Below are 21,743 nucleotides of genomic sequence, written 5' to 3'. Positions count from 1 at the left end.
AACTGGCGGCGTGGACAGCGGCGGGTTGGCATCGGCCGTCAGGCGGCATTCGGGATGCTCTGCGGGCCGTTCACATGGGACTCGCCCCCGCACCGGGCAGACGCGCCTGTCCCGTCCCTCACCCCGAAGCGGGCAAAGCTACGGCCCGACCTGCAGCAGCCCGAGCGGCTGACCATCGGCACCGCGGACACCCTGCTGCAGGTCGGCCAGGCGCCGGATCGCCGGGCACAGCGCCTGCACCTGCGGCTGCAGCGCCTGCATGCGACGCTGCAGCCGCGGCCGCAGCTCGGTAGCGAGGTCCGCCGCCTGGTCACGCAGACGCGCCGCCTCGGCCATGTCGCCGGTCATCGCGGCGGCGAGCGCCTGCTGTCCGAGGTCGGCGGCAACCAGCGGCCCCAGGTCGGCCACGATGTCGTCGGCAAGCTGTTGCGCGGCAGCGCCCTGCCAGTCGTGGGTGCTCTGGCTCTGCGCGATGCGTTGCTTCAGTTGCGTGGCGTGTACGGACAGGCGCCGATCCAGCTCGGCCATGGTGGCGGGCGCCAGTTGCATGCCGGCGGCTTCCTCGTGCACCGCGCGGACGGCCAGGTCGACGCCCGCGCCGGCCACCGCCCGCACGCGCGGCACCAGCGCGCGCAGCTCGCGCTCGAACAGCATCAGCCGGTCCTGGCTTTCGGCGCTCAGCCGCACTGCCTTGCCGTCGGTGCGCAGGCGGCCGTCGGCCACCTGCACGTGGAAGGGTGCCGGCTGCGCCCGATCGAACAGCAGCCCGTCCGGCTTGAGCGTCAGGTCGTAGCTGCTGCTGGCATGGCAGGTGGCTGCCAGGTCCTGCGCGTGCAGGACCGGCAAGGGGATGGACAGGATCAGGCTGGCGAGCAGGAACCGCAGGCGCATCGCGTTGGTCCGGGGTGCGGGGGACTCAAGCGATACCCGCCTGTGTGTCAACCCCGGCTGAATTGCGCCGAATCGGACCGACCGGTGAGCGGAAGCTCCGCCCTTCTCGCTCGGCCACTGGAGGTACGCGCGGCTGTCAACGACGCGTGAGGAACTGCGCACGCACCGCCGGTCGCCCCAGTTGCCAGGCCAACCACAGCAGCAAGGGGATCAGCAGCGCCTTGAGCACCAGCCCGAGCAGGAAGCTGCGGCGCGCCTGTTCGATCGCCAGCAACAGGATCTCCGCCTGCGGCTGGCCGGCCGCGTGCGCACGGGCGGCGTCGAACTGGTCCCAATGAGCCAGCATCAGGCCGCCGGTGGCCAGCGCCCACAGCACCAGCAGCAGGGCGACCACGCGCAGCGCCTGGCGCGCCCAGGGCTGGCGCAGGATGCTACCGGCGCAGGCGACGATCACCGCGAAGGCACCGGCCAGGTACGGCCAGTCGCCATGGCGCAGGTACGCCACGCCGCCGAAGGCGGCCAGCAACAGCACGATCCAGGTACCGACGCGCCAGGCACCGAAACCCGGCCGCGACCGCGCCGCGACCACGGCCATCAGGACGCCGCCTTCAGCGTGGCCAGGTCGGCCAGCACCTGCGCGGAGTTCTTCTCCGGGTCCACGTCCTCGTACACCTTGGCGATGTTCCCCGCCGGGTCGATCAGAAACGTGGTGCGCTTGGCGTAGTGCATGCCGGCGCGGCTGGTCAGCACGCCGTAGGCCTCGGCCACCTTGCGGTCGGCGTCGGACAGCAGCGGGAAGGGCACGTGATACTTGCTGGCGAAATCGGCGTGCGACTTGACGTCATCCAGACTCACCCCGACCACGTCGGCACCGGCCTTGCGCAGCTTCAGCACGTCGTCGCGGAAGGTGCATACCTCGGTGGTGCAGCCGGGGGTGAAATCCTTGGGATAGAAGTACAGCACCAGCCAGCGGCCGTGGTGGTCGGCGGGGGTCTGCCAGTGACCGTTCTGGTCCTGCAGGCGGAAATCGGGGGCTCGCTGGCCGACCTGCGGCATGGCGGCGAAAGCCGGCGCCAGCAGGCCGGCGAACAGGACGAGCGCGAGAGCGAGCGGGAAGCGACGCATGGCGGGTCTCCGTGGGGAAGGCCCGCCGAGTTTACGCCGCCGCGCCGGTTCGCAGGGGTAATGCCAGGTCCAGGGCGGCGGGTGGAAGCCGATCCTTGTTTGTGTTGCCAGGACTTGTCGCGATGCCCGGCGGCGGCGCGCGTTCACGAACGCCGCGCAGGAGCCCGGCCATGCTTGGGGTCCGCACAGGCCGCGGAGGCGATGCATGGGTTGGTTGTGGCAGTCCACCGTCAAGGTCGTCAAGGGCACCGCGAGCGGCGCGGCCAAGGACGACCTGATGACGCACGCCGCGGCGGTGGCGTTCTATTCGGCGCTGTCGTTCGCGCCGATGCTGGTGTTGCTGCTGTGGCTGGTGACCTCGCTGCAGCCGGACTGGCAACAGCAGCTGGTGGGCTCGATCAACAACCTGGTGGGGGAACGCGCCTCGGACGCGGTGAAACTGGTGATCAGCAACGCCGAGCAGCGCCCCGAGCTGGGCCAGTGGGCCGGCATCCTGGGCGTGCTGATCTCGCTGATTGGCGCGTCCACGGTATTCGCCCAGCTGCAGCTGGCGATCAACCGGGTATGGAACCTGCAGTCGGCGCCGCGCAACGCGATCTTCAGCTGGCTGCGCACGCGCATGCACGCGCTCGGGCTGCTGCTGACGCTGACCTTCCTGCTGATCATCTCGCTGGTGGCCAGCGCGGCCATCGCCGTGTTCGTGCGCAGCGACACGGTGGCCTGGGACGCGACCGAGGCGGGGGTTTCGCTGGTGCTGTTCGGGCTGGTGTTCGCCGCGATCTACAAGGTGCTGCCCGACGCCCACATCGACTGGCGCGACACCCTGCTCGGCGGCGCCTTCACCGCCGTGTTGTTCGCCATCGGCAAGTTCGGCATCAGCCTGTACCTGGCCCACAGCGACGTCGGCGGGGCCTACGGTCCGGCCGGCAGCGTGGTGGTGCTGCTGGTCTGGGTGTACTACTCGGTGGTGATCCTGCTGCTCGGCGCGGAGCTGACCCAGAACGTGGCCGAGGTGCGCGGTGTGCCGATCCGGCCCAACGCGCACGCCAAGGTGGCCGGCCCGTGCGAAAACAGCGGCGAGGCATAATCGGGCGGCACAGGTGAAGACACACGCGCACGCGCACGCGCAAACGGAGACGCGCCATGTTCAGGTATTCGCTGGTCGGCTACGACGGTTCGCCTTCCTCGCAACAGGCTTTCCATACCGCCATCGCGCTGGCGCGCTGCGGCCAGGGCCGCGTGCGGGTGGTGTCGGTGCTGCAGGTGACCGAGGGCGGCGCCGACGCCTGCACGCTGATGATGGCCGACTCCAGCGCGCAGCGCGCGCAGGAACTGCTCGACGAGCTGATCGCCATGGCGCCGGATGCCAGGGACCTGGTCGACGTGGAGGTGACCCACGGCAGCCCGGGCGACGTGCTGCTCGGCCAGGTCGAGCAGCACGGCATCGATCACATCGTGATCGGGCATACCGAACGCGGCACGCTGGCGCGCTGGCTGCTCGGTTCGGTCTCCGCCGACGTGCTGGCCCGCGCGCACGTGCCGGTGACGGTGGTGCGCTAGGCATCGCCGTCCGGCGGGTGGGGCGGGGTTAATCCGGGGGCGTCACGACGCCTTATGCTGTCTGTCATCCCTTCGTTACGCGCGCGCTTCATGCCGCGCCCCCACTGGATGCCCGCGTGAGCTACGTCCCCTCCCTGCCCTGGATGCTGGAAAGCCTCGACCTGGACCGGATCGACCGCGCCCAGGTGCGCCACAACGAGGATTTGTTCCTGCTGCTGTGCAGCTCCTCGTTCGTCGAAAGCGGTTCGGACCTCTACACGCAGAACCTGGTCGCGCATTTCAGCGGCGACGAGGAGCTGCAGACCTGGCTCAGCCAGCACTGGGAACACGAGGAACTGCAGCATGGCCGCGCGCTGGCCGCCTACGTGCGCGCGGTATGGCCGGAGTTCGACTGGGACAGGGGCTTCGCCGCGTTCTGGACCGAATACGGCGCGGTGTGCACGGCCGAGCAGCTGGAAGACAGCCGCGGGCTGGAACTGGCCGCGCGCTGCGTGGTCGAGACCGGCACCGCGAGCCTGTATCGCGCGCTGCACGAGATCACCGACGAGCCCGTGCTCAAGCAGCTGACCGGTCACATCAAGAGCGACGAGGTGCGCCACTTCAAGTATTTCTACCAGCACTTCCGGCGCTACCGCGAGCATGAGGGGCTGGGCCGCTACAAGGTGTTCCGCGCGGTGTTGAAACGGGTCAACGAGATTCGCAGCGAAGACAGCGACATCGCGCTGCGCCACGTGTTCGAACAGTGCTACCCGCAACACAAGGGCGACCGCGAAGCGTTTCGCAAAGTCGCCGGCAAGGCACAGAACCTGTTGCGGCGGCACATCCCGGCGGAGATGACGGTGAAGATGCTGCTCAAGCCGCTGGATTTCCCGCCGCGGCTGCAGGGGGCGCTGGAGAAGCCGCTGGCGAAGCTGGCGGAGCGGTTGTTCCTGAACTGACACGCCGCGCCCCGTAGGGTGGGCTTCAGCCCACCGGCCACCCGAAGGGCAGGAGCCGGTGGGCTGAAGCCCACCCTACGGGGCGCATGGTCAAGACTACTGACGCGGCTCGGCCTCGATCTGCCGCTGCTCCTGCTGCACCGCCTCGAGCTTGCCCAGGTCGACCGGCCGGATCTGCTGGATCGTGCAGCGCAGCTGGTTGCGGCCGGTGACCACCTTGTCGAAGTTGATCGACACCTGGTTGAGGTTCGAGGTCACTCCGATGGCGGGGGCGTACGGCAGCTCGGTGCAGCCGGGCACGTCCAGCAACCAGGCTTCCTTCGGCTTGGTGTAGATCACGACCTGATCGGTGCCCAGCGGCTCCCACGACCACAGCGGCGTGAAGAACCGGAAGTTGTTGACGGGCGCGCCGGCGGCCGCCGCGTAGGCCGCCTGCCGCTGGGCCGGGCGTTGCCCGTGGGGGGCGCTGGCGCAGCCGGCGACCAGCGCCATGGCGGCGCCGGCGAGCAGGGTGTGTTTCAGGGACATGGTGTTTCTCCTTCCGGATCGGACCGCCTCGACTTCCAACGCGCCGGCGCCGGGCCGGTGTACCCGCCCTACTTCTTCGGCAGGCCCTTCCACTTGGCCGGATCGAAGCCGGCCACTTCGTAGACCAGCGTCTGCTTCTTCTCGCCGTCGACCAGGGTGACATCCATGGTGATCTTCCTGGCCTCCTTCATCCGCGCGATGAAATCGTCGTCGTCGCGGATCATCAGCGCCGGTTCGCCGGTGGAGGGCGCGAACGCCTTGATGCCGTGCGCCTTGCCATCGAAGGTGGCGTGGATGGTGCAGTTGCCGCGGCAGACGAAGCCATGCCCGCCGCCGTACAGGAACACGTTCTGGCCCCAGTCGGTGTGCCGGCGCAGCACCAGCCGCACGCGGTCGTTGCCACCTGGCTGGCTGGAATAGATCGTGGCGGTCGACTGCGTGCCGCCCTGCATTGGCGATACCTGGTAAAGCCACAACGCGTCCAGGCGGCGTTTTTCGCTTTCGGTCTTCCAGCGCTTCTCGATCTGCGGCAGGGTCTGCTGCACTTCCTTCGCGGCGGCGCTGCCGGGGTAGCGGTCGAGGATGTCGTGGCCCATGGTCACCGACATCTCGTCATTGTGGATGCGCAGCAGCTGGCGGTAGGTGTCGAGCTTGCGCGCGGCCGCGTCGTCCTGCGCCGAGGCTGCGGGGGCCTGGGCCGCCTGATCCGGCGAGTTGCAACCGGCCACGGCCAGCACACCGCACAGCACGGCCACGGAAGGATGGAAGGGCAACTTCATCGGGTGCTCTCCAGGCAAGGGGAAGGCCCTAGCGTGGGACGCACGGGCGGACGGCGCAAGCGCAGGCCTCGCTGCAGGAAGTCCGCTAGGCCGGCGCCGCCTCGCCGAAACGCTCGCGCAACTGCGCCCGGTAGCGCCGGCTGCAGGGAACGATCGCCCCGTCGCGCAGCTTCAGCCGCGCATCGCCGGTATCGAGCGGCTCGATCTCGGACAGGTAGTCCAGATTGACGAAATAGCTGCGATGCACGCGCACGAAGCGGCCCGGATCCAGCCGCTCCTCGATCGCCGCCATGGTCGTGCGCAGCGGGTAATCGCGCCCGCGCACGTGCAGGTTGACGTAATTGCCGGCTGCCTGCAGCCATTCGATCTCACGCGCGGACACCAGGAATTCCTTGCCCAGCTTGCGCACCAGGAACCGTTCGGGCCGCTCCACCGGCTCCACCGGCGGCCCCTCGTCAGGCGCGGCCAGCAGCCGCGCCTCGCCGCGTTGGCGCAGCCGCCACAGGCGGTACAGCACCAGCGCGCCGACGATCACGAAGTAGCTGCGGACGTCCTTGACATACTCGTAGCCGAAATCGAACCACCACGGACCCTGCTCGTAGTGCCCGCCCAGCGCGAGGTAGACCAGCCGGCGCAGGCCGCCCATGGCGCCCACGTGGATGAGGCTGAACGGCACGCTCGCCAGCGCGTGCAGCGGCAGGTTGCGTCGCCAGGTATCGAAACGGATCGGCCAGCGCCGCTCCAGCGCGATCACCGCCGGCAGCAGGCACAACATGACCAGCGCGCTGGTCCATTCCCACACCCACGGCTCCCAGGCCGCGACGTCGGGATGGTCGACGGTCGAATTGAAACTGTTGAACAGCGCGTTCAGGACGAAAAATCCGATCCAGGCGCCGACCTCGATGGGCCGGCGCCAGCGCTGGAAGAAGTCCGGAACGGGCGGCGGGGTCATGCGCCAATTCTACGCACGGGCGCCGCCGCGGTTCGTCCCGGCGGTCCGCCGTTCGTCCCCGCACGCCCCCGCATGGTCACTACGGCCGTGCCGTGGGCCCGGTCGGGGCGAACACTGGCGCCCCCTCCGCCATTGGAACCGCGCCATGAACCGCCGCCACGACATCGACGCCCTGCGCGTGCTGGCCTTCGGCCTGTTGATCCTCTACCACGCCGCCATGCTGTACGTGGCCGACTGGGACTTCCACCTCAAGAGCAGCCACCTTGCCGGGTGGCTGCAGTACCCGATGCTGTTCCTCAACCGCTGGCGGATGGAGCTGCTGTTCCTGATCTCCGGCCTGGCGGTGACGTTCATGCGCCGCCGCGGCGGCGTGCTGGGGCTGATGGGCAAGCGCAGCCTGCGGCTGTTGTTGCCGCTGGGCTTCGGGATGCTGGTGGTGATCCCGATCCAGCCGTACGTGCAGGGCCTGGCCAACCATCTGGTGCAGCCGGGCTTCGGCCGGTTCCTGTTGCGCTACTGGAGCGGCGGCCCCTGGCCGGCGGGCGCGTTCACCGGCTGGCAGTTCGGTGTCACCTGGAACCACCTGTGGTACCTGCCCTATCTGTGGGTCTACACGATGCTGCTGCTGGGCCTGCTGCCGGTGCTGGAATCGCGCCTGGGCCAGCGCGTCCGCGCGGTGGTGCTCAGGCTGCGCGGGCCGGCGCTGCTGCTGGTGCCGGCGGTGCCGCTGTTCGCCTGGGACCGCCTGCTGGCCGCGCGCTACCCGATCACCGGCGCGCTGATCGACGACTGGTACGCCCATGCCATCTACGCGACGATGTTCCTCTACGGCTACCTGCTGGGTACCGACGCCGGCCTGTGGAAGGAGCTGGCGCGGCTGCGCCGCCTCTCGCTGCCGCTCGCGCTCGGCTGCTTCGGCGTCTACCTGGCCGGTATCACCTGGCTCCCCGACGCGACCCCGACGGCGCTTTGGTGGGGAGTGCACGCGGCCCGCTATGCCTACCTGTGGAGCGCCATCGTCGCGGTGCTGGGCTGGGGCCATGCCTACCTGAACCGACCGTTCCGCTGGCTTCCGTACGCGCGCGAGGCGGTCTACCCGTGGTACGTGCTGCACCAGAGCGTGCTGCTGCTGGCCGCCTGGCAACTGATGCCCCTGGGGCTGGGGCCGATGCTGGAACCAGTGCTGATCCTGCTCGCTACCATCGTCGGTTGCGCGGTGCTGCACCACGCCGTCATTCGCCCGAGCCGCTGGTTGCGCCCGCTGTTCGGCCTGGAAACGGCACCACGCGTGCCGCCGCAAACCCGGGCCGTACCGGCACTGGCCGACGATCTGGCCTGATCCGCCCGCCGCGGGGCGCTCGCCGGACACGGCGGGCGCCTGCGTCCGGAGCGACTCAGGCGCGCAGTTGCGCGTCCGAATCCAGGTGCTCGATGCGCTCGATCTGGTCGAACCAGATGTAGCGCCGCCATTCCGACGTGCCCAGTTGCTCCAGATGCACCACGCCGTTGCTGCCCTCGTTGCCGTCGCCGTCGAAGAACTCCTGCACGGTCGGGCGGGCGGCGACCACGCCTTCGCAGGTTTCGCCGTCGGCCAGGTGCAGGCGCACCCGCGCGCCGTTCTGCAGGTGCTCGACCATGCCGTTGAAGCGGGCGATGGTGGACTGGTCGGTGTAGACGTGTTCGGCCTGGCGGCCCATGGCGGGTCTCCCGCTGCGGCGATGGGACGAGGCTAGGGTGGGGGCGGGCAAGTGCTTGTGAAGTTTCTGGCGAGGTTGCCCCATCGCCTGCCGGCACCTTCCCCGGTAAAACGGGGGGCTCGAACTCGGAGCTCCTCGCACCTGCCCTTCGGCGATAATCCCGCCTCGTCCCCGGGATTCCTCATGCCCACCGATTCGCTGCTGCAACACCGCGCCTTCGTGCAGTTCTGGTTCGCCCGCATCGCCTCGGGCTTCGGCTTCCAGATGCTCTCGGTGGCGGTGGCCTGGCAGATCTATGCGATCACCGGCCGCGCGCTGGACCTGGGGTTGATCGGCCTGGTGCAATTCCTCCCTTCGGTGCTGCTGGCGCTGCCGGCCGGACACGTGGCCGACCAGCTCGAGCGCCGGCGCGTGGTGCTGGCCGGGCAGATCGTCGAATGGTGCGCGATCGTCCTACTGGCCGGCTTGAGCTTCAGCCGTGGCATCGACGAGCTGGGCATCCTCGCGCTCGTCTTCGTGATCAGTACGGCCAAGGCGTTCGAGTCGCCCTCGATGGCCTCGCTGCTGCCGGCGCTGGTGCCGCCGGCGATCCTGCCGCGCGCGGTGGCGGTGAGCGGCTCGGCGTTCCAGATGGCGATGGTGCTGGGGCCGGCGGTGGGCGGCCTGCTCTACGTGGCGGGCCCCGGCGTGGTGTATGCCACGGCTGCGGGCCTGTACCTCGTCGCCGCCACGCTGATGGCGCTGCTGCGCTACGAACAAAACCCACCCAAGCGCGAGCCGGCCACGCTGAAGTCGCTGTTCGCCGGCGTGCATTTCATCCGCGAGCGCAAGGACGTGCTGGGCGTGATCTCGCTGGACCTGTTCGCGGTGCTGTTCGGGGGCGCCACCGCGCTGTTGCCGATCTTCGCCAAGGACATCCTGCACACCGGCCCGTGGGGCCTGGGCCTGCTGCGCGCGGCGCCGGCGGTGGGCGCGCTGTTGATGTCGTTCTGGCTGGCGCGGCACGACCTGACCCGGCGCGTGGGCATGATCATGTTCGCCTCGGTGGCGGGCTTCGGCGTGGCCACGCTCGCGTTCGCGCTGTCGTCATGGATATGGCTGTCGCTGGTGGCGCTGTTCGCCGGCGGCGCGTTCGACATGGTCAGCATGGTGATCCGCGGCTCGATGGTGCAGCTGGACACGCCCGATGCCATGCGCGGGCGGGTCAACGCGGTCAACTCGATCTTCATCAACACCTCCAACCAGTTGGGCGAGTTCGAGTCGGGCCTGGTCGCCGCGTGGCTGGGCGCGGTGGGCGCCGCGGTCGTCGGTGGCGTCGGCACGCTGCTGGTGGTGGGGCTGTGGATGGCGATGTTCCCGGGCCTGCGCCGGCGCCAGCGGTTGCAGCTCGAAGCGGAGGCGATCGGACAGGCCGAAGAGGCCACCGCCAGGACGCTTTAACATGGCCGGTGCTGCCAGGAGCCTGCCGTGATCACCACCTCGCCCGACGCCTTCCTCGAGGCCTTTGCCGCATTGTCGCCGCTGCCGGGTGCCCGCGCCACGGCGCGCGCGGCTTTCCTGCTGGCGCCAGCGGAGTTCGCGCTGGCTGCCGAATCGGCCAGCGACAACCGCTACATGGACCTGGCCGACAGCGTCGACCCGCTGCGCGCGCTGGCCCAGCACGCGGCGCTGGCGCAGGCGTTGCGCGCCGATTGCCCGGTGGTCACCTTCCCGGGCGACGCCAGCACGCCCGACGCGGTGTTTCCCAACAACGTGTTCGCCACCGCGCCCGGCCGGCTGGTGGTGGGCCGCATGCGCCACGCGGTACGGCAGCGCGAGGCGGCCCGGCGCGACGTGCGCGGGTTCTTCGCCCAGGTGCTCGGCTACGAGGAAGTCGACCTGTCCGGCCGCGACGACTGCGTGGCCGAGCTCACCGGCGCGCTGGTGATCGACCGCGCCCGCGGCGTCGGCTACTGCGGCCTGTCCGAGCGTTGCGACGAGACCGGCGCACGCGCCATGCACGAGGCATTCGGCTTGCGCCTGACATTCTGTTTTCCACTCGCCGCGGGCGAATACCACACCAATGTGGTGCTGGCGCTGCTGGCCGGCCGCGCGGCGATCGTGGCGCCGGACGGCTTCGCCGACCCGGCGGTGCCGCGGGCGATCGCTACCGCCTATGGCGAGCGTGCGCTGCGGCTTACGCCGGCGCAGAAACGGGCCTTCGCCGGCAACGCGATCGCGCTGGCCGACGATCGGGTATGGATGAGCACGGCGGCGGCGACGGCGCTGACCGAGCCGCAGCGCCAGGCGCTGGCCGGTTGGGGTTTCCGCATCGGCGCGGTCGAGCTGGACGAAATCGAGAAGGCCGGCGGCAGCCTGCGGTGCTGCGTCGCCGAAATCTTCTGACGCCGAGGGCAACTTGTGGAAGCCCGCTTGCGGGCGATGCGTTTCGTCCACGCCGAGCGAAGAGCATCGCCCGCAAGCGGGCTGCTACAGGGGACGCGGCAAGCCGCCACCCGCCTGACCGCCTTCCGCTTCTCGACGCGGTCGTCGAAGCTATCGGCCGCCGGACCGCCTCGCGCTTGCGCCGCTGACGCCGATCCGCTCAGATGGCCGGATGATCACCGTCCACCATCTCGACAACTCGCGCTCCCAGCGCATCCTCTGGCTGCTGGAGGAGCTCGGGCTCGACTACCGCATCGAACACTACCGGCGCGATCCCAAGACCCTGCTGGCGCCGCCGGCGCTGCGGGCGCTCCATCCGCTGGGCAAGGCGCCGGTGCTCGTCGACGGCGAGCTCGTGCTGGCCGAGTCCGGCGCGATCATCGAGTACCTCGGCGATACCTACGGCGCGGGTACGCTGATGCCCGCCCACGGCACCGCCGCACGCCGCCGTTGCAGCTACTGGCTGCATTACGCCGAAGGTTCGGCGATGCCGCCGCTGCTGCTCAAGCTGGTATTCCGACGCGTGGCCAGCGCACCCGCGCCGTTTTTCGTCCGCCCGGTGGCGCGGGCAATCGCGGCCAAGGTACAGCGCGCCTTCGTCGATCCGCAGATCGCGCTGCACCTGGATTACCTGGAAGGCGAGCTCGGCAAGCAGGATTGGTTCGCCGGCACGCAGTTCAGCGTGGCCGATATCGCGCTGAGCTTTCCGCTGGAAGCGGCCACCGCACGCGGCGGCCTAGACGGCAGCCGGCCGCGGCTGCAGTCGTGGCTCGAGCGCATCCACGCGCGCCCGGCCTATCGGCGCGCGCTCGAGCGCGGCGGCGACTACGCGCTCGGTTAGCGTGAGGTACGCCTGAATCGCGCGCCGCGTTTCGACGCATCGCTCACGCCGTGGCGGTCAGGCTGGGGCCTCGACGCACAGGAGGCATCATGAACCGACACCGCGATATCGAGCAGCGCTTCGATGGCGCCAGCGAACGCGTACGCGATCGCGTGCGCCAGTATGCCAACGGCACGGCCGACACCGCCAACGACCTGATCGAGCGCGGCCGCCGCATCACCGGCCGCCTCGGCCGCCGCACCAGCGGCTACGGCAGGCAGCTTTCGCACGCGGCCGAGGACCTGGCCGACGAGGCGAGCTACCAGTACCGCCGCGTGCGCCGCCATGCCAGCCGCCATCCGGTGGCCACGGTCGCCGTGGTGGCCGGCACCGTTGGCGCGTTCCTGCTGTTGCGCAAACTGCTGCGCAGCGACGAGGACTGACTCGTACGAACACCCGAGGCCCCTCTGCCGTTGGGGCGAGGGGGCCTCGATGATTCCTTGCGCGGACGCCCGCCAGCGGCGTCCGCGTTTTTACATGTTCGGCTCGGGCAAGGTTGGCGTGTGCGGATCGATCGGCGGCAACTCCGGCTGTTGCGGCCGGCCCGGGTCCACCGGATCGCGCGGTCGCTGCGGCGCCGGGTCCTGTTGCGGATGTTCCGGCTCGCCGGGCGGCCCGTTGGGCGAACCGCCCGGGTGACTCTGGCCGGAAGGGGATGTCGGCGCGCCAGCGGCGGCGCCCTGCATGCGCTGGATCATGAAAACCTGCGTGTGGCTGCCTGGACGCGCAGTATCGGCAGCCCTTCGTGCGCACGGCGCGAAAGGCGTGTTCACTTTCGCCACGATCCCCCCCCCAGCGGCTCTTTCGGCCGGGGAGGGGCGAGCTCGCGCGGAACCGGAACCTCGGACGTCCGCGTGGCCGGCGAACGACGCCGCCGACGCCGGGCAAGGGCGCAAATCCCGTGCCGCACGCAGGTAAGCTTCAGCCTTCGCCTCCACTTTCGCCGGCATGCCCTCCACGAGCGTCACCTTTCATCACCCGCTCGCCTTCTGGTCCGGCTGCGCCTGCGTGGTGGCGGGCGTGCTGGCGCACCTGCCGATGCTGGCGATGGCCGCGCCGATGCACTACCGGCTCGCCGGCATGCCGATGGACAACCTGATGCTGTCCGGCATGGCGCTGGTGCCGCTGGGCGTGTTGCTGGCCGGTTACGGACTGATGCCGCGGCTGGCACAGATGCGCCGCGCGCGGCATGCCGACGCGCCGCCGCTGCCGTTCCACGTGGCCGACCACGTGCCGCTCAACCGCGAGCACTGGAAACTGGTGGGCGTATTGACCCTGGCGCTGGCGGTAGACGTGATGAAGCCGGCGACGATCGGCTTCGTCATGCCCGGCATGTCGGCCGAATACGGTATCAGCGCCGCCACCGGCGGGCTGCTGGCGTTGGCGGCACTCATCGGCACCGCGGTGGGCTCGGTGGTGTGGGGGCGGCTGGGCGACCTGTTCGGGCGGCGCGCCACGATCCTGCTGTCGGCGCTGATGTTCATGGGCACATCGATCTGCGGCGCGATGCCGGCGTTCGGCTGGAACCTGGTGATGTGCTTCATGATGGGCGCGGCCGCCGGCGGCATGCTGCCGATCACCTTCACGCTGATGGCCGAGACCATACCCACCGCGCACCGCGGCTGGCTGCTGGTGGCCCTCGGCGGCGTCGGCACGTCGGCCGGTTATCTGCTTGCCTCGGGCGCGGCGACGCTGTTCGAACCGGCCTACAGCTGGCGCGCGCTGTGGCTGCTCAACCTGCCGACCGGCGCGCTGATCGTGTTGCTCAACCGCTACATTCCCGAATCGCCGCGCTTCCTGGCGCTGGCCGGGCTGGAGGAGCAGGCGCGCGCGGTACTGTCGAAGTTTTCCGGCAACCGGCCGCCGGTGTGCGAGCCGGCGGCAGTGCCGGCCGGGGCGCACGCGCACGGTGTGGAGCGGATCGGCATGCGCCAGCTGCTGCGCGGCCGCCATGCGGCGATCACCTGGGGCTTGATGGTCTGCGCCGTGGCATGGGGACTGGCCAATTTCGGCTTCCTGCTGTGGTTGCCGGCCAACCTGGTCGTGCTCGGCATCGATGCGCAGGCCAGCGCCGCGCTGCTGGCGCGCTCGGCGATCCTGGCCCTGCCCGGCATTGCCGTGGTGGTGGCTTGCTACCAGCGCTGGAGCAGCATCCGCACGCTGGTGTTGTTCATCGCGCTGACGGCCGCGTCGTTGTTGCTGTTCTTCGCAATCGGTTGGACGCAGCTGCGTTCCGACACGCTTACCACGACCGCCACGGTGGCGCTGCTCCTGAGCATCAGCGGAGTGATCGCCACGCTGATTCCCTACGCGGCGGAAATCTACCCCGTGCACCTGCGCAGCACGGGCGCCGGGTTGATCGCCGGAGGGTCCAAACTGGGCGGCATCCTCGGCGCGCTGCTGGGGGTGCTCGGACTGTTCGAGTACTTCATGCTGTCGGCGCTGCTGATCGCTTTGCCAATGGGGCTCGCGGCGTGGCTGCTGGTCAGGCGCGGCATCGAGACGCGCGGGCGCGGGCTGGAGGCGATCCAGCAGGTGTTGTCCGAGTAGCGGGTGAGCGTAGGCGCGCACGGGGTGCTTTTCCGGCGGGCCGGCGAAGAGCTGCGTGCCTGCGTTCGCTTTCGTGGTTGGCTGGATGCGAAGAGCTTCCGATCGCCTGCGGCGCTCGGGAGCTGAGGCAAGGGAGGGTTGTTGGTCGTGTGTGGTTCACCGCGCTGACGCACGACGGGCAGATCACGTTCGTCGCTCATGTCCGGTGACTTAACGATGGGCTGAAGCGCACGCATGCCTCCCTCGCCGCAGCTCCCTCGCTGCAGCTCCCGAGCGCCCGCGGTAAAGCGGCGGCAGCTCCTCTAAGAGCAAGAGACGATCCCGCCAAGGCGAGGAGGCATCTAGCTCTTTACTCACCCCGGGCCGCGCCAGGCCGTTTCTTTGGTTACTTTCTTTGGGCCAGCAAGAAAGTGACCCGAGCGCCGCAGGCGATCGGAAGCTCTTCGCACCCTGCCAAATCACGGGAAGGTTCCGAAAGAGCGACAAACAAAGCAACGCCCCCGCGGAGCCCGCGAGCCCCGGCCCCTCACCCCAACCCCCTCCCCGGAGGGAGAGGGAGCAAAGCGCGCCGGAGCCGCCCGGCGAAAACCCAACCCTCCCCGGAAGGAAGAAAGTCCTTGAGCCGATCAGACCGTCAGCGGATTGGGCTTCTCCGGATCGAGCTTGTACTCCTTGATCGCGCGGGCCACGTCCTTGGCATTGACCAGGCCGTCCTTCGCCAGCGCGGCCAGCGCGGCGTGGGCGATCCAGTAGCGGTCGACCTCGAAGAACCCGCGCAGGTGCTCGCGGGTATCCGAGCGGCCGTAGCCGTCGGTTCCCAGCACCGTGTAGCGCATGCCGTCGGGCATGAAGGCGCGGATCTGGTCGGCGAACTCGCGCACGTAGTCAGTGGCGGCGATCGCGGGGCCGGCGCGTCCCTGCAGCAGTTCGGTGACGTACGGCAGCCGCGGCTTGTCTTCCGGATGCAGGCGGTTCCAGCGCTCGGCGTCGAAGCCGTCGCGGCGCAGTTCGCTGAAGCTCGGGCAGGACCAGATGTCCGAGGCCACGCCGAAATCCTTCTCCAGCAACTCGGCCGCCGCGATCACCTCGCGCAGGATGGTGCCGGAGCCGAGCAACTGCACGCACGGTGCCTTGCTCTTGCCCTTGGCTTTACCCGATTCCCGATTCCCCAATCCCGAATCCCGGAACAGGTACATCCCCTTGATGATGCCTTCCTCGCAACCCTTGGGCAGATCCGGGTGCTGGTAGTTCTCGTTCATCACGGTGATGTAGTAGTACACGTCCTCCTGTTCCTGCAGCATGCGGCGGGTGCCGTCCTGCATGATCACCGCGATCTCGTAGGAGAACGTCGGATCGTAGGACTTCACGTTCGGGATCACGCCGGAGAGCAGGTGCGACTGGCCGTCCTCGTGCTGCAGGCCTTCGCCGTTCAAGGTAGTGCGGCCGGAGGTGCCGCCGATGAGGAAGCCGCGCGCGCGCATGTCGCCGGCCGCCCAGGCCAGGTCGCCGATGCGCTGGAAGCCGAACATCGAGTAGTAGATGAAGAACGGCAGCATCGGCTGGTTGCTGATCGAGTAGCTGCTGGCCGCGGCTATCCACGACGCCATGCCGCCGGCCTCGCTGATGCCTTGCTGCAGCACCTGCCCCTTCTGGTCCTCGCGGTAGTACAGCAACTGGTCGGCGTCCTGCGGGCGGTATTTCTGGCCGAACGGCGCGTAGATGCCGATCTGGCGGAACATGCCCTCCATGCCGAAGGTGCGCGCCTCGTCGGCGACGATCGGTACCACGCGCGGGCCGATCGCCTTGTCGCGCAGCAGCAGGTTCATGCCGCGCACCAGCGCCATGGTGGTGGAGATCTCGCGCTCGCCGGTGCCCTTGGTGATCTGTTCGAACGCCGACAGTTCCGGCGCCTGCAGCTTGACGTCGGTCTTGCGCCGGCGCTGCGGCAGGGAGCCGCCGAGCGCGCGGCGACGCTCCATCATGTACTCCGCTTCCGGCGAATCCTTGCCCGGGTGGAAGTACGGCACGTCGGCGAGCTTGTCGTCCGCCACCGGGATGTTGAAGCGGTCGCGGAAGGCGCGCACGGCGTCTTCGTCCAGCTTCTTCTGCTGGTGGGTGGGGTTCTGCGATTCGCCCGAACCCAGGCCCATGCCGTAGCCCTTGACCGTCTTGGCCAGGATCACCGTGGGCATGCCCTTGGTGTTCGACGCCGCGTGGTAGGCGGCATAGACCTTGTGCGGATCGTGGCCGCCGCGGTTGAGGCGCCAGATGTCCTCGTCGGACAGGTTGGCGACCATCTCGCGGGTCTGCGGGTACTTGCCGAAGAAATGCTCGCGCGTGTAGGCGCCGCCGAAGGCCTTGCAGGCCTGGTACTCGCCATCGAGCGTTTCCATCATCAGCTTGCGCAGCACGCCGTCCTTGTCGCGCGCCAGGAGCGGATCCCAGTACGAGCCCCAGATCACCTTGATCGCGTTCCAGCCGGCGCCGCGGAACACGCCCTCCAGCTCCTGGATGATCTTGCCGTTGCCGCGCACCGGGCCATCCAGGCGCTGCAGGTTGCAGTTGATCACGAACACCAGGTTGTCCAGGCCTTCGCGGCCGGCCAGCGAGATCGCGCCGAGCGACTCGGGCTCGTCGCATTCGCCGTCGCCCATGAAGCACCAGATCTTGCGGTCGGTCTTGGGCATCAGGCCGCGATGCTCCAGGTACTTCCAGAACTGCGCCTGGTAGATGGCCTGGATCGGGCCCAGGCCCATCGACACCGTCGGCACCTGCCAGTAGTCGGGCATCAACCACGGGTGCGGGTAGGAGGACAAGGCGCGGCCCTTGCCGACCACTTCCATGCGGAACAGGTCGAGCTGGTCTTCGCCGATGCGCCCTTCGAGGAAGGAGCGGGCATAGATGCCGGGGCTGGAATGGCCCTGGTGGAACACCAGGTCGCCCGGGTGCTCGGCGCTGGGGGCGCGCCAGAAATGGTTGAAGCCGACGTCGTAAAGCGTGGCGGACGAAGCGAAGCTGGCAATATGTCCGCCCAGCTCGCCCGGCTTGCGGTTGGCGCGCACCACCATCGCCATCGCGTTCCAGCGGATCAGCGAGCGGATGCGCCATTCCATCGCCGCGTCGCCCGGGCTCTTGGCCTCGTTGGCGGGGGCGATGGTATTGACGTATTCGGTGGTCGGATCGAACGGCAGGTAGCCGCCGGAGCGCCGCGTGGAGTCGACCATGCGCTCGAGCAGGTAATGCGCCCGCTCGGTGCCGTCGTGCTGGATGACCGCATTGAGCGATTCGACCCACTCGCGGGTTTCGGTGGGGTCGAGATCCTGGTTCAGGATGTCATCGAACTGATCCATGAAGCTTCTCCGCGGCGCAACGGGGCGCCTGATGTATTCGACGTGTGGGGAGCCCCCGATTCTAGCTTTCGGGGTGCGGGGCCGCCAGATGAGGCCTGCGGGTGCGGGTTTCCGCGTCCGGGGGCGACCGGGCCGTGCGGGGCACGGCGATGGCCGGTCGGCTGGTCGGGCGCCGCGGTCGCGCCCAAGGCGCCCTGCCGGAAACGCGCACGGCCGCGTTCCGCCGACGCCCTCCTACAGGTCGTCGTAAAAAACTTTCGAGGTTTCCCGCAGGATGCAGGCGGGCTAGCGGCCGTACAGCCCAAACCAGCGCCGCGGCACGAACAGCTTCAGCGCGCGCTCGGCGCTCTTGCGGCGCAGGCCCAGTTGCAGCAGGCCGCGGCCGATCGGCTTGAGCCAGTGGCGGCGGGCCTTGTGCAATAACGCCTCGCGGGCGTCGGCCTCGATCCGGTACATCGCCACCACATCGCGGGCCTGCGCGCGCTTGCGAGGTGTCAGCTCGGGCAATTGCGCCAGGCAGTACTCCAGGTCGTCGGCGGTGCCGCGGTAGAAGCCGATGGTGCGCTCGTAGCGCCGTTGCATGCGCAGTGTCGGCGGCTCGTGGCGCGCGAACACGCCGGCACTGACGCTGTTGGCGTGCTGGCGGTAACGGACCAGCGGCTGGCGCAGGTTGAGGCAGTCTCCCAGCAGCGCGCCGCGCAGGCTGAGGGCGTTGTCCTCGATCGGCCCCCGCAGCGGGCCGAAGCGCTCGAACACCTCGCGCCGGAATGCCAGCGTCGCGCCCAGCAGGCCGATCAACCGGCCGATGTTGACGTAGTAGTCCAGCCCGAACACCTCCGGCCGCTGGCGGAAGGAGACCTCGCACGGGCGACCGTTGTCATCGATACCGTCGAAATCGCTGCCCAGCACGGTCGCCTGCGGCCGCTGCCGGAACGCCTCCAGGATGGTCGCCACGCGATGAGGATGGGACATGTCGTCGCCCGCCATCATCACCACGATGTCGCCGCGGGTCATCGGCACGGTGGCATTGACGTGCGCCGCGACCCCCAGGTTCTGTGCGTTCCGGCGCACGACGACCCGGTGCGGGCCGCGGTAGTTGGCCACCATGTCTTGCGCCAGCTCGAAGGTGCCATCGTCGGAGCCGTCGTTGGAGACGATGATCTCGCACGGCACGGTCTGTGCCAGTGCCGATTCCAGCGCCGCGCGGATGTAAGGCGCATCCCGGTAGCAAAGCACCAGGATGCTGGCGGAAAGTGCGGTATCAGACATGGCTCACCCGACCCCAAGGACGCCTTGCGTTGCCAACGCCGCTCCATGGCCGTGATCCCGCCGTGCCGCCGCCCCGGCCGGTCGCGCCCGCGCCCACAGGGGCTCGAAGCGCGCCCGCAGGCGCGGCAACCATGCTTATCCTTATCTATCCCCTCGCGCCATCCCGGATTCCCGCCGGCCGGCCGGACGCCCCCCGCGTCCGCACGTCCACCCGGTGCGCCGGGCGCAGCATACGCCGTACTGGCGCCCGGTGCGCGTGCACCGCAACAGGTGCTTTCGGCGAGACAGGCGGCGCCCGGGCGACCAGAGGCCGCGGTCGGGGAAGGTTTCTTCTTTCAGGCGCAGCCGGCACCCTGGCGCGCCTTGCGCGGCCAGGTTCGCGGCACACCCGAGCCGGGAGCGCACGCCCGACGGAGGGCTACGTCCTGTTCAGGCACGGCAGGGCGGCCCTGGGCGGACCGTCCCCACCCGACGGCGCACTAGCGCATGCTGCGCCAGGCCTCGGCGCCAGTGGTGCGTCCCGCACCGCGCAGTTGCGCGTCCACTGCGGCAATGGCCGTCATGTTGACCGTGCGGCGCACGGTCGAGGCCGGAGTGAGGATGTGCGCGCTCTTGTCCACGCCCATCAGGATCGGGCCGATCGCCACGCCGTTGGTCATCACCTTGACCATGTTGTAGACGATGTTGGCCGCGTCCAGGTTGGGCAACACGAACAGGTTAGCGCGCCCGGACAGGGTGGTGTTGGGGAAGATGCGCTGGCGCAGCGCGGCGTCCCAGGCGGTGTCGGCCTGCATTTCGCCATCCACTTCCAGCCGCGGCGCGCGCTCGCGGATCAGCTGGTAGGCCTTGCGCATCTTGGCCGCGCTGGCGTTGTCGTGGCTGCCGAAGTTCGAATGCGACAGCAGCGCCACCTTCGGCTCGATGCCGAACAGCTTCAGCCGGTAGCTGGCCTGCAGCGTGGCCTCGGCGATCTGCTCGGCGGTGGGGTCGAGCTGCACGTGGGTGTCGACGAAGAACCACGCGCCCAGCTCGTTGATCACGCCGGTCATCGCCGAGGTGCACTGCACGCCCGGGTCCAGCCCGAACACGCTGCGCAGGTAGCCGAGCTTCTTGTGGTAGCGCCCGACCAGGCCGCAGATCATCGCGTCGGCCTCGCCGCGCTCGACCATGATCGAGGCGATCAGCGTGGGCCGCGAGCGCAGCAGGTTCTTGGCCGCGGCCGGCGTGACGCCGCGGCGCTCGGTCAGCGCGTGGTACTGCTGCCAGTAGTCGTTGAAACGCGGGTCGTCGTTGATGTTGGTCAGCTCGAAATCCACGCCCTCGCGCATGCGCAGGCCGAGGCGCTCGATGCGCTGGGCGATCACGTCCGGACGGCCGATCAGGATCGGGAAGGCGAGTTTCTCGTCGATCACCGTCTGCACCGCGCGCAGCACGGTCTCTTCCTCGCCTTCGGCGTAGGCCACGCGCTTGCGGTCGGCGCGGGCGCGCTCGTAGACCGGCTTCATCAGCAGGCTGGTGCGGTAGATGAACTGGCCGAGCTTCTCGACGTAGGCGTCCATGTCCTCGATCGGCCGGGACGCGACGCCCGAGTCCATCGCCGCCTGCGCCACGGCCGGCGCCAGCATCACCAGCAGGCGCGGGTCGAACGGGCGCGGGATCAGGTACTCGTCGCCGAACGAGGGCACCTCGCCACCGTACGCGCCGGCGAGGTCGGAGGCCTCCATCCGCGCCAGTCCGGCGATCGCACGCACGCAGGCAAGCTTCATCGCCTCGTTGATGCCGGTGGCGCCGACGTCCAGCGCGCCGCGGAAGATGTACGGGAAACACAGCGCGTTGTTGACCTGGTTCGGATAGTCCGAGCGGCCGGTGGCGACGATGCAGTCCGGCCGCACGCGCTTGGCGTCCTCGGGCAGGATCTCCGGGTTCGGGTTGGCCAGCGCCAGGATCACCGGCCGTTCGGCCATGGTGGCGACCATCTCCGGCTTGAGGATGCCGCCGGCGGAGAGGCCCAGGAACACGTCGGCGCCGGCGACGATCTCGGCCAGCTCGCGCTTGTCGGTGTCGCGCGCGTAGCGCGCCTTGTCCGGGTCCAGCCCCGGGCGGCCGGTGTGGATCACGCCCTCGCGGTCGAACGCCAGGATATTTTCCGGCTTCACGCCGAGGGCCACCAGCATGTCCAGGCAGGCGATGCCGGCCGCGCCGGCGCCGGTGGTGGCCAGCTTGATGTCTTCGATCTTCTTGCCGACCACCTCGAGCGCGTTCAATACCGCCGCGCCGACGATGATCGCGGTGCCGTGCTGGTCGTCGTGGAACACCGGGATGTTCATCCGTTCGCGCAGCTTGCGCTCGACGATGAAGCACTCCGGCGCCTTGATGTCTTCCAGGTTGATGCCGCCGAAGGTCGGCTCCATCGCGGCGATGATGTCGACCAGCTTGTCCGGGTCGCGCTCGTTCAGCTCGATGTCGAACACGTCGATGCCGGCGAACTTCTGGAACAGCACGCCCTTGCCTTCCATCACCGGCTTGCCGGCGAGCGGGCCGATGTCGCCCAGGCCGAGCACCGCAGTGCCATTGGTGATCACCGCCACCAGGTTGCCGCGCGCGGTCATCTCGCTGGCCGCCTGCGGGTTCTCGACGATTGCCTCGCAGGCATACGCCACGCCGGGCGAGTAGGCCAGCGACAGCTCGCGCTGGGTCACCATCGCCTTGGTCGCGGTGACCTTGATCTTGCCGGGGCGGGGATGGCGGTGGTACTCGAGCGCGGCGTGGCGCAGGTCGTCGGAATGGGCCATGGGTGGCG

20 protein-coding genes are annotated in these 21,743 nt (G+C 69.3%); 9 read left to right on the top strand and 11 right to left on the bottom strand.

Features of this window, described 5'->3' with window-relative positions; genetic code table 11:
• Positions 1 to 138: 138 nt before the first annotated feature.
• The 3 genes from OSC30_RS03285 to OSC30_RS03275 all read right to left on the bottom strand — a co-directional run bounded on the left by OSC30_RS03285 (position 139) and on the right by OSC30_RS03275 (position 2,016).
• Positions 139 to 891: a DUF2884 family protein gene (locus OSC30_RS03285; RefSeq protein WP_267170395.1), complete on the bottom strand. Its 753-nt coding sequence runs from the start codon at positions 889 to 891 to the stop codon at positions 139 to 141.
• Positions 892 to 1,027: 136 nt separating this feature from the next.
• A complete protein-coding gene (locus tag OSC30_RS03280) occupies positions 1,028 to 1,486 on the bottom strand; it encodes a hypothetical protein (RefSeq protein WP_267170394.1) in 459 nt (152 codons plus the stop codon).
• Complete coding sequence (locus OSC30_RS03275) at positions 1,486 to 2,016, bottom strand: peroxiredoxin (protein WP_267170393.1); 531 nt, start codon at positions 2,014 to 2,016, stop codon at positions 1,486 to 1,488. Before OSC30_RS03275 ends, OSC30_RS03280 begins: the two co-directional genes overlap by 1 nt.
• Before the next feature lie 205 nt (positions 2,017 to 2,221).
• Here OSC30_RS03275 and OSC30_RS03270 point away from each other — a divergent pair, with 205 nt between their 5' ends.
• The 3 genes from OSC30_RS03270 (at position 2,222) to OSC30_RS03260 (ending at position 4,514) form a co-directional block, all read left to right on the top strand.
• Complete coding sequence (locus OSC30_RS03270; protein ID WP_267170392.1) at positions 2,222 to 3,103, top strand: YihY/virulence factor BrkB family protein; 882 nt, start codon at positions 2,222 to 2,224, stop codon at positions 3,101 to 3,103.
• A 56-nt stretch (positions 3,104 to 3,159) separates the two neighbouring features.
• The gene (locus OSC30_RS03265; RefSeq protein WP_267170391.1) at positions 3,160 to 3,576 is read left to right on the top strand and encodes a universal stress protein; all 417 of its coding nucleotides are present in this window, start codon (positions 3,160 to 3,162) and stop codon (positions 3,574 to 3,576) included.
• A 116-nt stretch (positions 3,577 to 3,692) separates the two neighbouring features.
• A complete protein-coding gene (locus tag OSC30_RS03260) occupies positions 3,693 to 4,514 on the top strand; it encodes a ferritin-like domain-containing protein (RefSeq protein WP_267170390.1) in 822 nt (273 codons plus the stop codon).
• Between the two features lie 96 nt (positions 4,515 to 4,610).
• On the opposite strand, the gene OSC30_RS03255 is transcribed toward OSC30_RS03260, so the two are convergent.
• From OSC30_RS03255 to OSC30_RS03245, 3 genes are all read right to left on the bottom strand, one after another.
• Positions 4,611 to 5,042, bottom strand: coding sequence for a DUF6491 family protein (locus OSC30_RS03255; protein ID WP_267170389.1), 432 nt, complete (start codon positions 5,040 to 5,042; stop codon positions 4,611 to 4,613).
• A gap of 68 nt (positions 5,043 to 5,110) precedes the next feature.
• Positions 5,111 to 5,821, bottom strand: a complete 711-nt coding sequence (locus OSC30_RS03250) for a hypothetical protein (protein ID WP_267170388.1) — start codon at positions 5,819 to 5,821, stop codon at positions 5,111 to 5,113.
• A gap of 85 nt (positions 5,822 to 5,906) precedes the next feature.
• Positions 5,907 to 6,773: a LytTR family DNA-binding domain-containing protein gene (locus tag OSC30_RS03245; protein WP_267170387.1), complete on the bottom strand. Its 867-nt coding sequence runs from the start codon at positions 6,771 to 6,773 to the stop codon at positions 5,907 to 5,909.
• A gap of 145 nt (positions 6,774 to 6,918) precedes the next feature.
• Between OSC30_RS03245 and OSC30_RS03240 the strand changes: the two genes are divergently transcribed.
• Positions 6,919 to 8,112, top strand: coding sequence for an acyltransferase family protein (locus OSC30_RS03240; protein WP_267170386.1), 1,194 nt, complete (start codon positions 6,919 to 6,921; stop codon positions 8,110 to 8,112).
• A 55-nt stretch (positions 8,113 to 8,167) separates the two neighbouring features.
• On the opposite strand, the gene OSC30_RS03235 is transcribed toward OSC30_RS03240, so the two are convergent.
• Positions 8,168 to 8,470, bottom strand: a complete 303-nt coding sequence (locus OSC30_RS03235) for a DUF3247 family protein (RefSeq protein WP_267170385.1) — start codon at positions 8,468 to 8,470, stop codon at positions 8,168 to 8,170.
• Positions 8,471 to 8,653: 183 nt separating this feature from the next.
• On the opposite strand from OSC30_RS03235, the gene OSC30_RS03230 reads away from it, so the two are divergent.
• From OSC30_RS03230 to OSC30_RS03215, 4 genes are all read left to right on the top strand, one after another.
• A complete protein-coding gene (locus OSC30_RS03230; protein WP_267170384.1) occupies positions 8,654 to 9,910 on the top strand; it encodes an MFS transporter in 1,257 nt (418 codons plus the stop codon).
• Positions 9,911 to 9,937: 27 nt separating this feature from the next.
• Positions 9,938 to 10,855, top strand: coding sequence for an arginine deiminase-related protein (locus OSC30_RS03225; RefSeq protein WP_267170383.1), 918 nt, complete (start codon positions 9,938 to 9,940; stop codon positions 10,853 to 10,855).
• Positions 10,856 to 11,066: 211 nt separating this feature from the next.
• On the top strand, positions 11,067 to 11,735 hold the full coding sequence (locus tag OSC30_RS03220) for a glutathione S-transferase family protein (protein WP_267170382.1): 669 nt from the start codon (positions 11,067 to 11,069) through the stop codon (positions 11,733 to 11,735).
• Positions 11,736 to 11,824: 89 nt separating this feature from the next.
• Complete coding sequence (locus OSC30_RS03215) at positions 11,825 to 12,157, top strand: hypothetical protein (protein ID WP_267170381.1); 333 nt, start codon at positions 11,825 to 11,827, stop codon at positions 12,155 to 12,157.
• A 90-nt stretch (positions 12,158 to 12,247) separates the two neighbouring features.
• On the opposite strand, the gene OSC30_RS03210 is transcribed toward OSC30_RS03215, so the two are convergent.
• A complete protein-coding gene (locus tag OSC30_RS03210) occupies positions 12,248 to 12,472 on the bottom strand; it encodes a hypothetical protein (protein ID WP_267170380.1) in 225 nt (74 codons plus the stop codon).
• A gap of 250 nt (positions 12,473 to 12,722) precedes the next feature.
• Between OSC30_RS03210 and OSC30_RS03205 the strand changes: the two genes are divergently transcribed.
• Entirely contained in the window at positions 12,723 to 14,324 is a 1,602-nt protein-coding gene (locus OSC30_RS03205) for an MFS transporter (protein ID WP_267170379.1), read from the top strand.
• Positions 14,325 to 14,950: 626 nt separating this feature from the next.
• Here OSC30_RS03205 and aceE read toward each other — a convergent pair.
• The 3 genes from aceE to OSC30_RS03190 form a co-directional block, all read right to left on the bottom strand.
• Positions 14,951 to 17,674, bottom strand: coding sequence for a pyruvate dehydrogenase (acetyl-transferring), homodimeric type (gene aceE, locus OSC30_RS03200; protein WP_267170378.1), 2,724 nt, complete (start codon positions 17,672 to 17,674; stop codon positions 14,951 to 14,953).
• A gap of 285 nt (positions 17,675 to 17,959) precedes the next feature.
• Complete coding sequence (locus tag OSC30_RS03195) at positions 17,960 to 18,943, bottom strand: glycosyltransferase (RefSeq protein ID WP_267170377.1); 984 nt, start codon at positions 18,941 to 18,943, stop codon at positions 17,960 to 17,962.
• 479 nt (positions 18,944 to 19,422) lie between these two features.
• The gene (locus OSC30_RS03190; RefSeq protein WP_267170376.1) at positions 19,423 to 21,735 is read right to left on the bottom strand and encodes an NADP-dependent malic enzyme; all 2,313 of its coding nucleotides are present in this window, start codon (positions 21,733 to 21,735) and stop codon (positions 19,423 to 19,425) included.
• Between the last annotated feature and the right edge of the window lie 8 nt (positions 21,736 to 21,743).

The organism is Frateuria hangzhouensis, from assembly GCF_026410505.1.
GTDB classification, from domain to species: domain Bacteria; phylum Pseudomonadota; class Gammaproteobacteria; order Xanthomonadales; family Rhodanobacteraceae; genus Frateuria_A; species Frateuria_A hangzhouensis.
The sequence above is the reverse complement of the archived record's forward strand: the minus strand, read 5'-3'. Positions and strand labels throughout refer to the sequence as shown.

What these genes read in the sequence shown, in the direction of transcription:
- OSC30_RS03285 (WP_267170395.1), bottom strand. Translation starts at nt 891, where the DNA reads ATGCGCCTGCGGTTCCTGCTCGCCAGCCTGATCCTGTCCATCCCCTTG.
- OSC30_RS03280 (WP_267170394.1), bottom strand. Translation starts at nt 1,486, where the DNA reads ATGGCCGTGGTCGCGGCGCGGTCGCGGCCGGGTTTCGGTGCCTGGCGC.
- OSC30_RS03275 (WP_267170393.1), bottom strand. Translation starts at nt 2,016, where the DNA reads ATGCGTCGCTTCCCGCTCGCTCTCGCGCTCGTCCTGTTCGCCGGCCTG.
- OSC30_RS03270 (WP_267170392.1), top strand. Translation starts at nt 2,222, where the DNA reads ATGGGTTGGTTGTGGCAGTCCACCGTCAAGGTCGTCAAGGGCACCGCG.
- OSC30_RS03265 (WP_267170391.1), top strand. Translation starts at nt 3,160, where the DNA reads ATGTTCAGGTATTCGCTGGTCGGCTACGACGGTTCGCCTTCCTCGCAA.
- OSC30_RS03255 (WP_267170389.1), bottom strand. Translation starts at nt 5,042, where the DNA reads ATGTCCCTGAAACACACCCTGCTCGCCGGCGCCGCCATGGCGCTGGTC.
- OSC30_RS03250 (WP_267170388.1), bottom strand. Translation starts at nt 5,821, where the DNA reads ATGAAGTTGCCCTTCCATCCTTCCGTGGCCGTGCTGTGCGGTGTGCTG.
- OSC30_RS03245 (WP_267170387.1), bottom strand. Translation starts at nt 6,773, where the DNA reads ATGACCCCGCCGCCCGTTCCGGACTTCTTCCAGCGCTGGCGCCGGCCC.
- OSC30_RS03240 (WP_267170386.1), top strand. Translation starts at nt 6,919, where the DNA reads ATGAACCGCCGCCACGACATCGACGCCCTGCGCGTGCTGGCCTTCGGC.
- OSC30_RS03235 (WP_267170385.1), bottom strand. Translation starts at nt 8,470, where the DNA reads ATGGGCCGCCAGGCCGAACACGTCTACACCGACCAGTCCACCATCGCC.
- OSC30_RS03230 (WP_267170384.1), top strand. Translation starts at nt 8,654, where the DNA reads ATGCCCACCGATTCGCTGCTGCAACACCGCGCCTTCGTGCAGTTCTGG.
- OSC30_RS03220 (WP_267170382.1), top strand. Translation starts at nt 11,067, where the DNA reads ATGATCACCGTCCACCATCTCGACAACTCGCGCTCCCAGCGCATCCTC.
- OSC30_RS03215 (WP_267170381.1), top strand. Translation starts at nt 11,825, where the DNA reads ATGAACCGACACCGCGATATCGAGCAGCGCTTCGATGGCGCCAGCGAA.
- OSC30_RS03210 (WP_267170380.1), bottom strand. Translation starts at nt 12,472, where the DNA reads ATGATCCAGCGCATGCAGGGCGCCGCCGCTGGCGCGCCGACATCCCCT.
- OSC30_RS03205 (WP_267170379.1), top strand. Translation starts at nt 12,723, where the DNA reads ATGCCCTCCACGAGCGTCACCTTTCATCACCCGCTCGCCTTCTGGTCC.
- aceE (WP_267170378.1), bottom strand. Translation starts at nt 17,674, where the DNA reads ATGGATCAGTTCGATGACATCCTGAACCAGGATCTCGACCCCACCGAA.
- OSC30_RS03195 (WP_267170377.1), bottom strand. Translation starts at nt 18,943, where the DNA reads ATGTCTGATACCGCACTTTCCGCCAGCATCCTGGTGCTTTGCTACCGG.
- OSC30_RS03190 (WP_267170376.1), bottom strand. Translation starts at nt 21,735, where the DNA reads ATGGCCCATTCCGACGACCTGCGCCACGCCGCGCTCGAGTACCACCGC.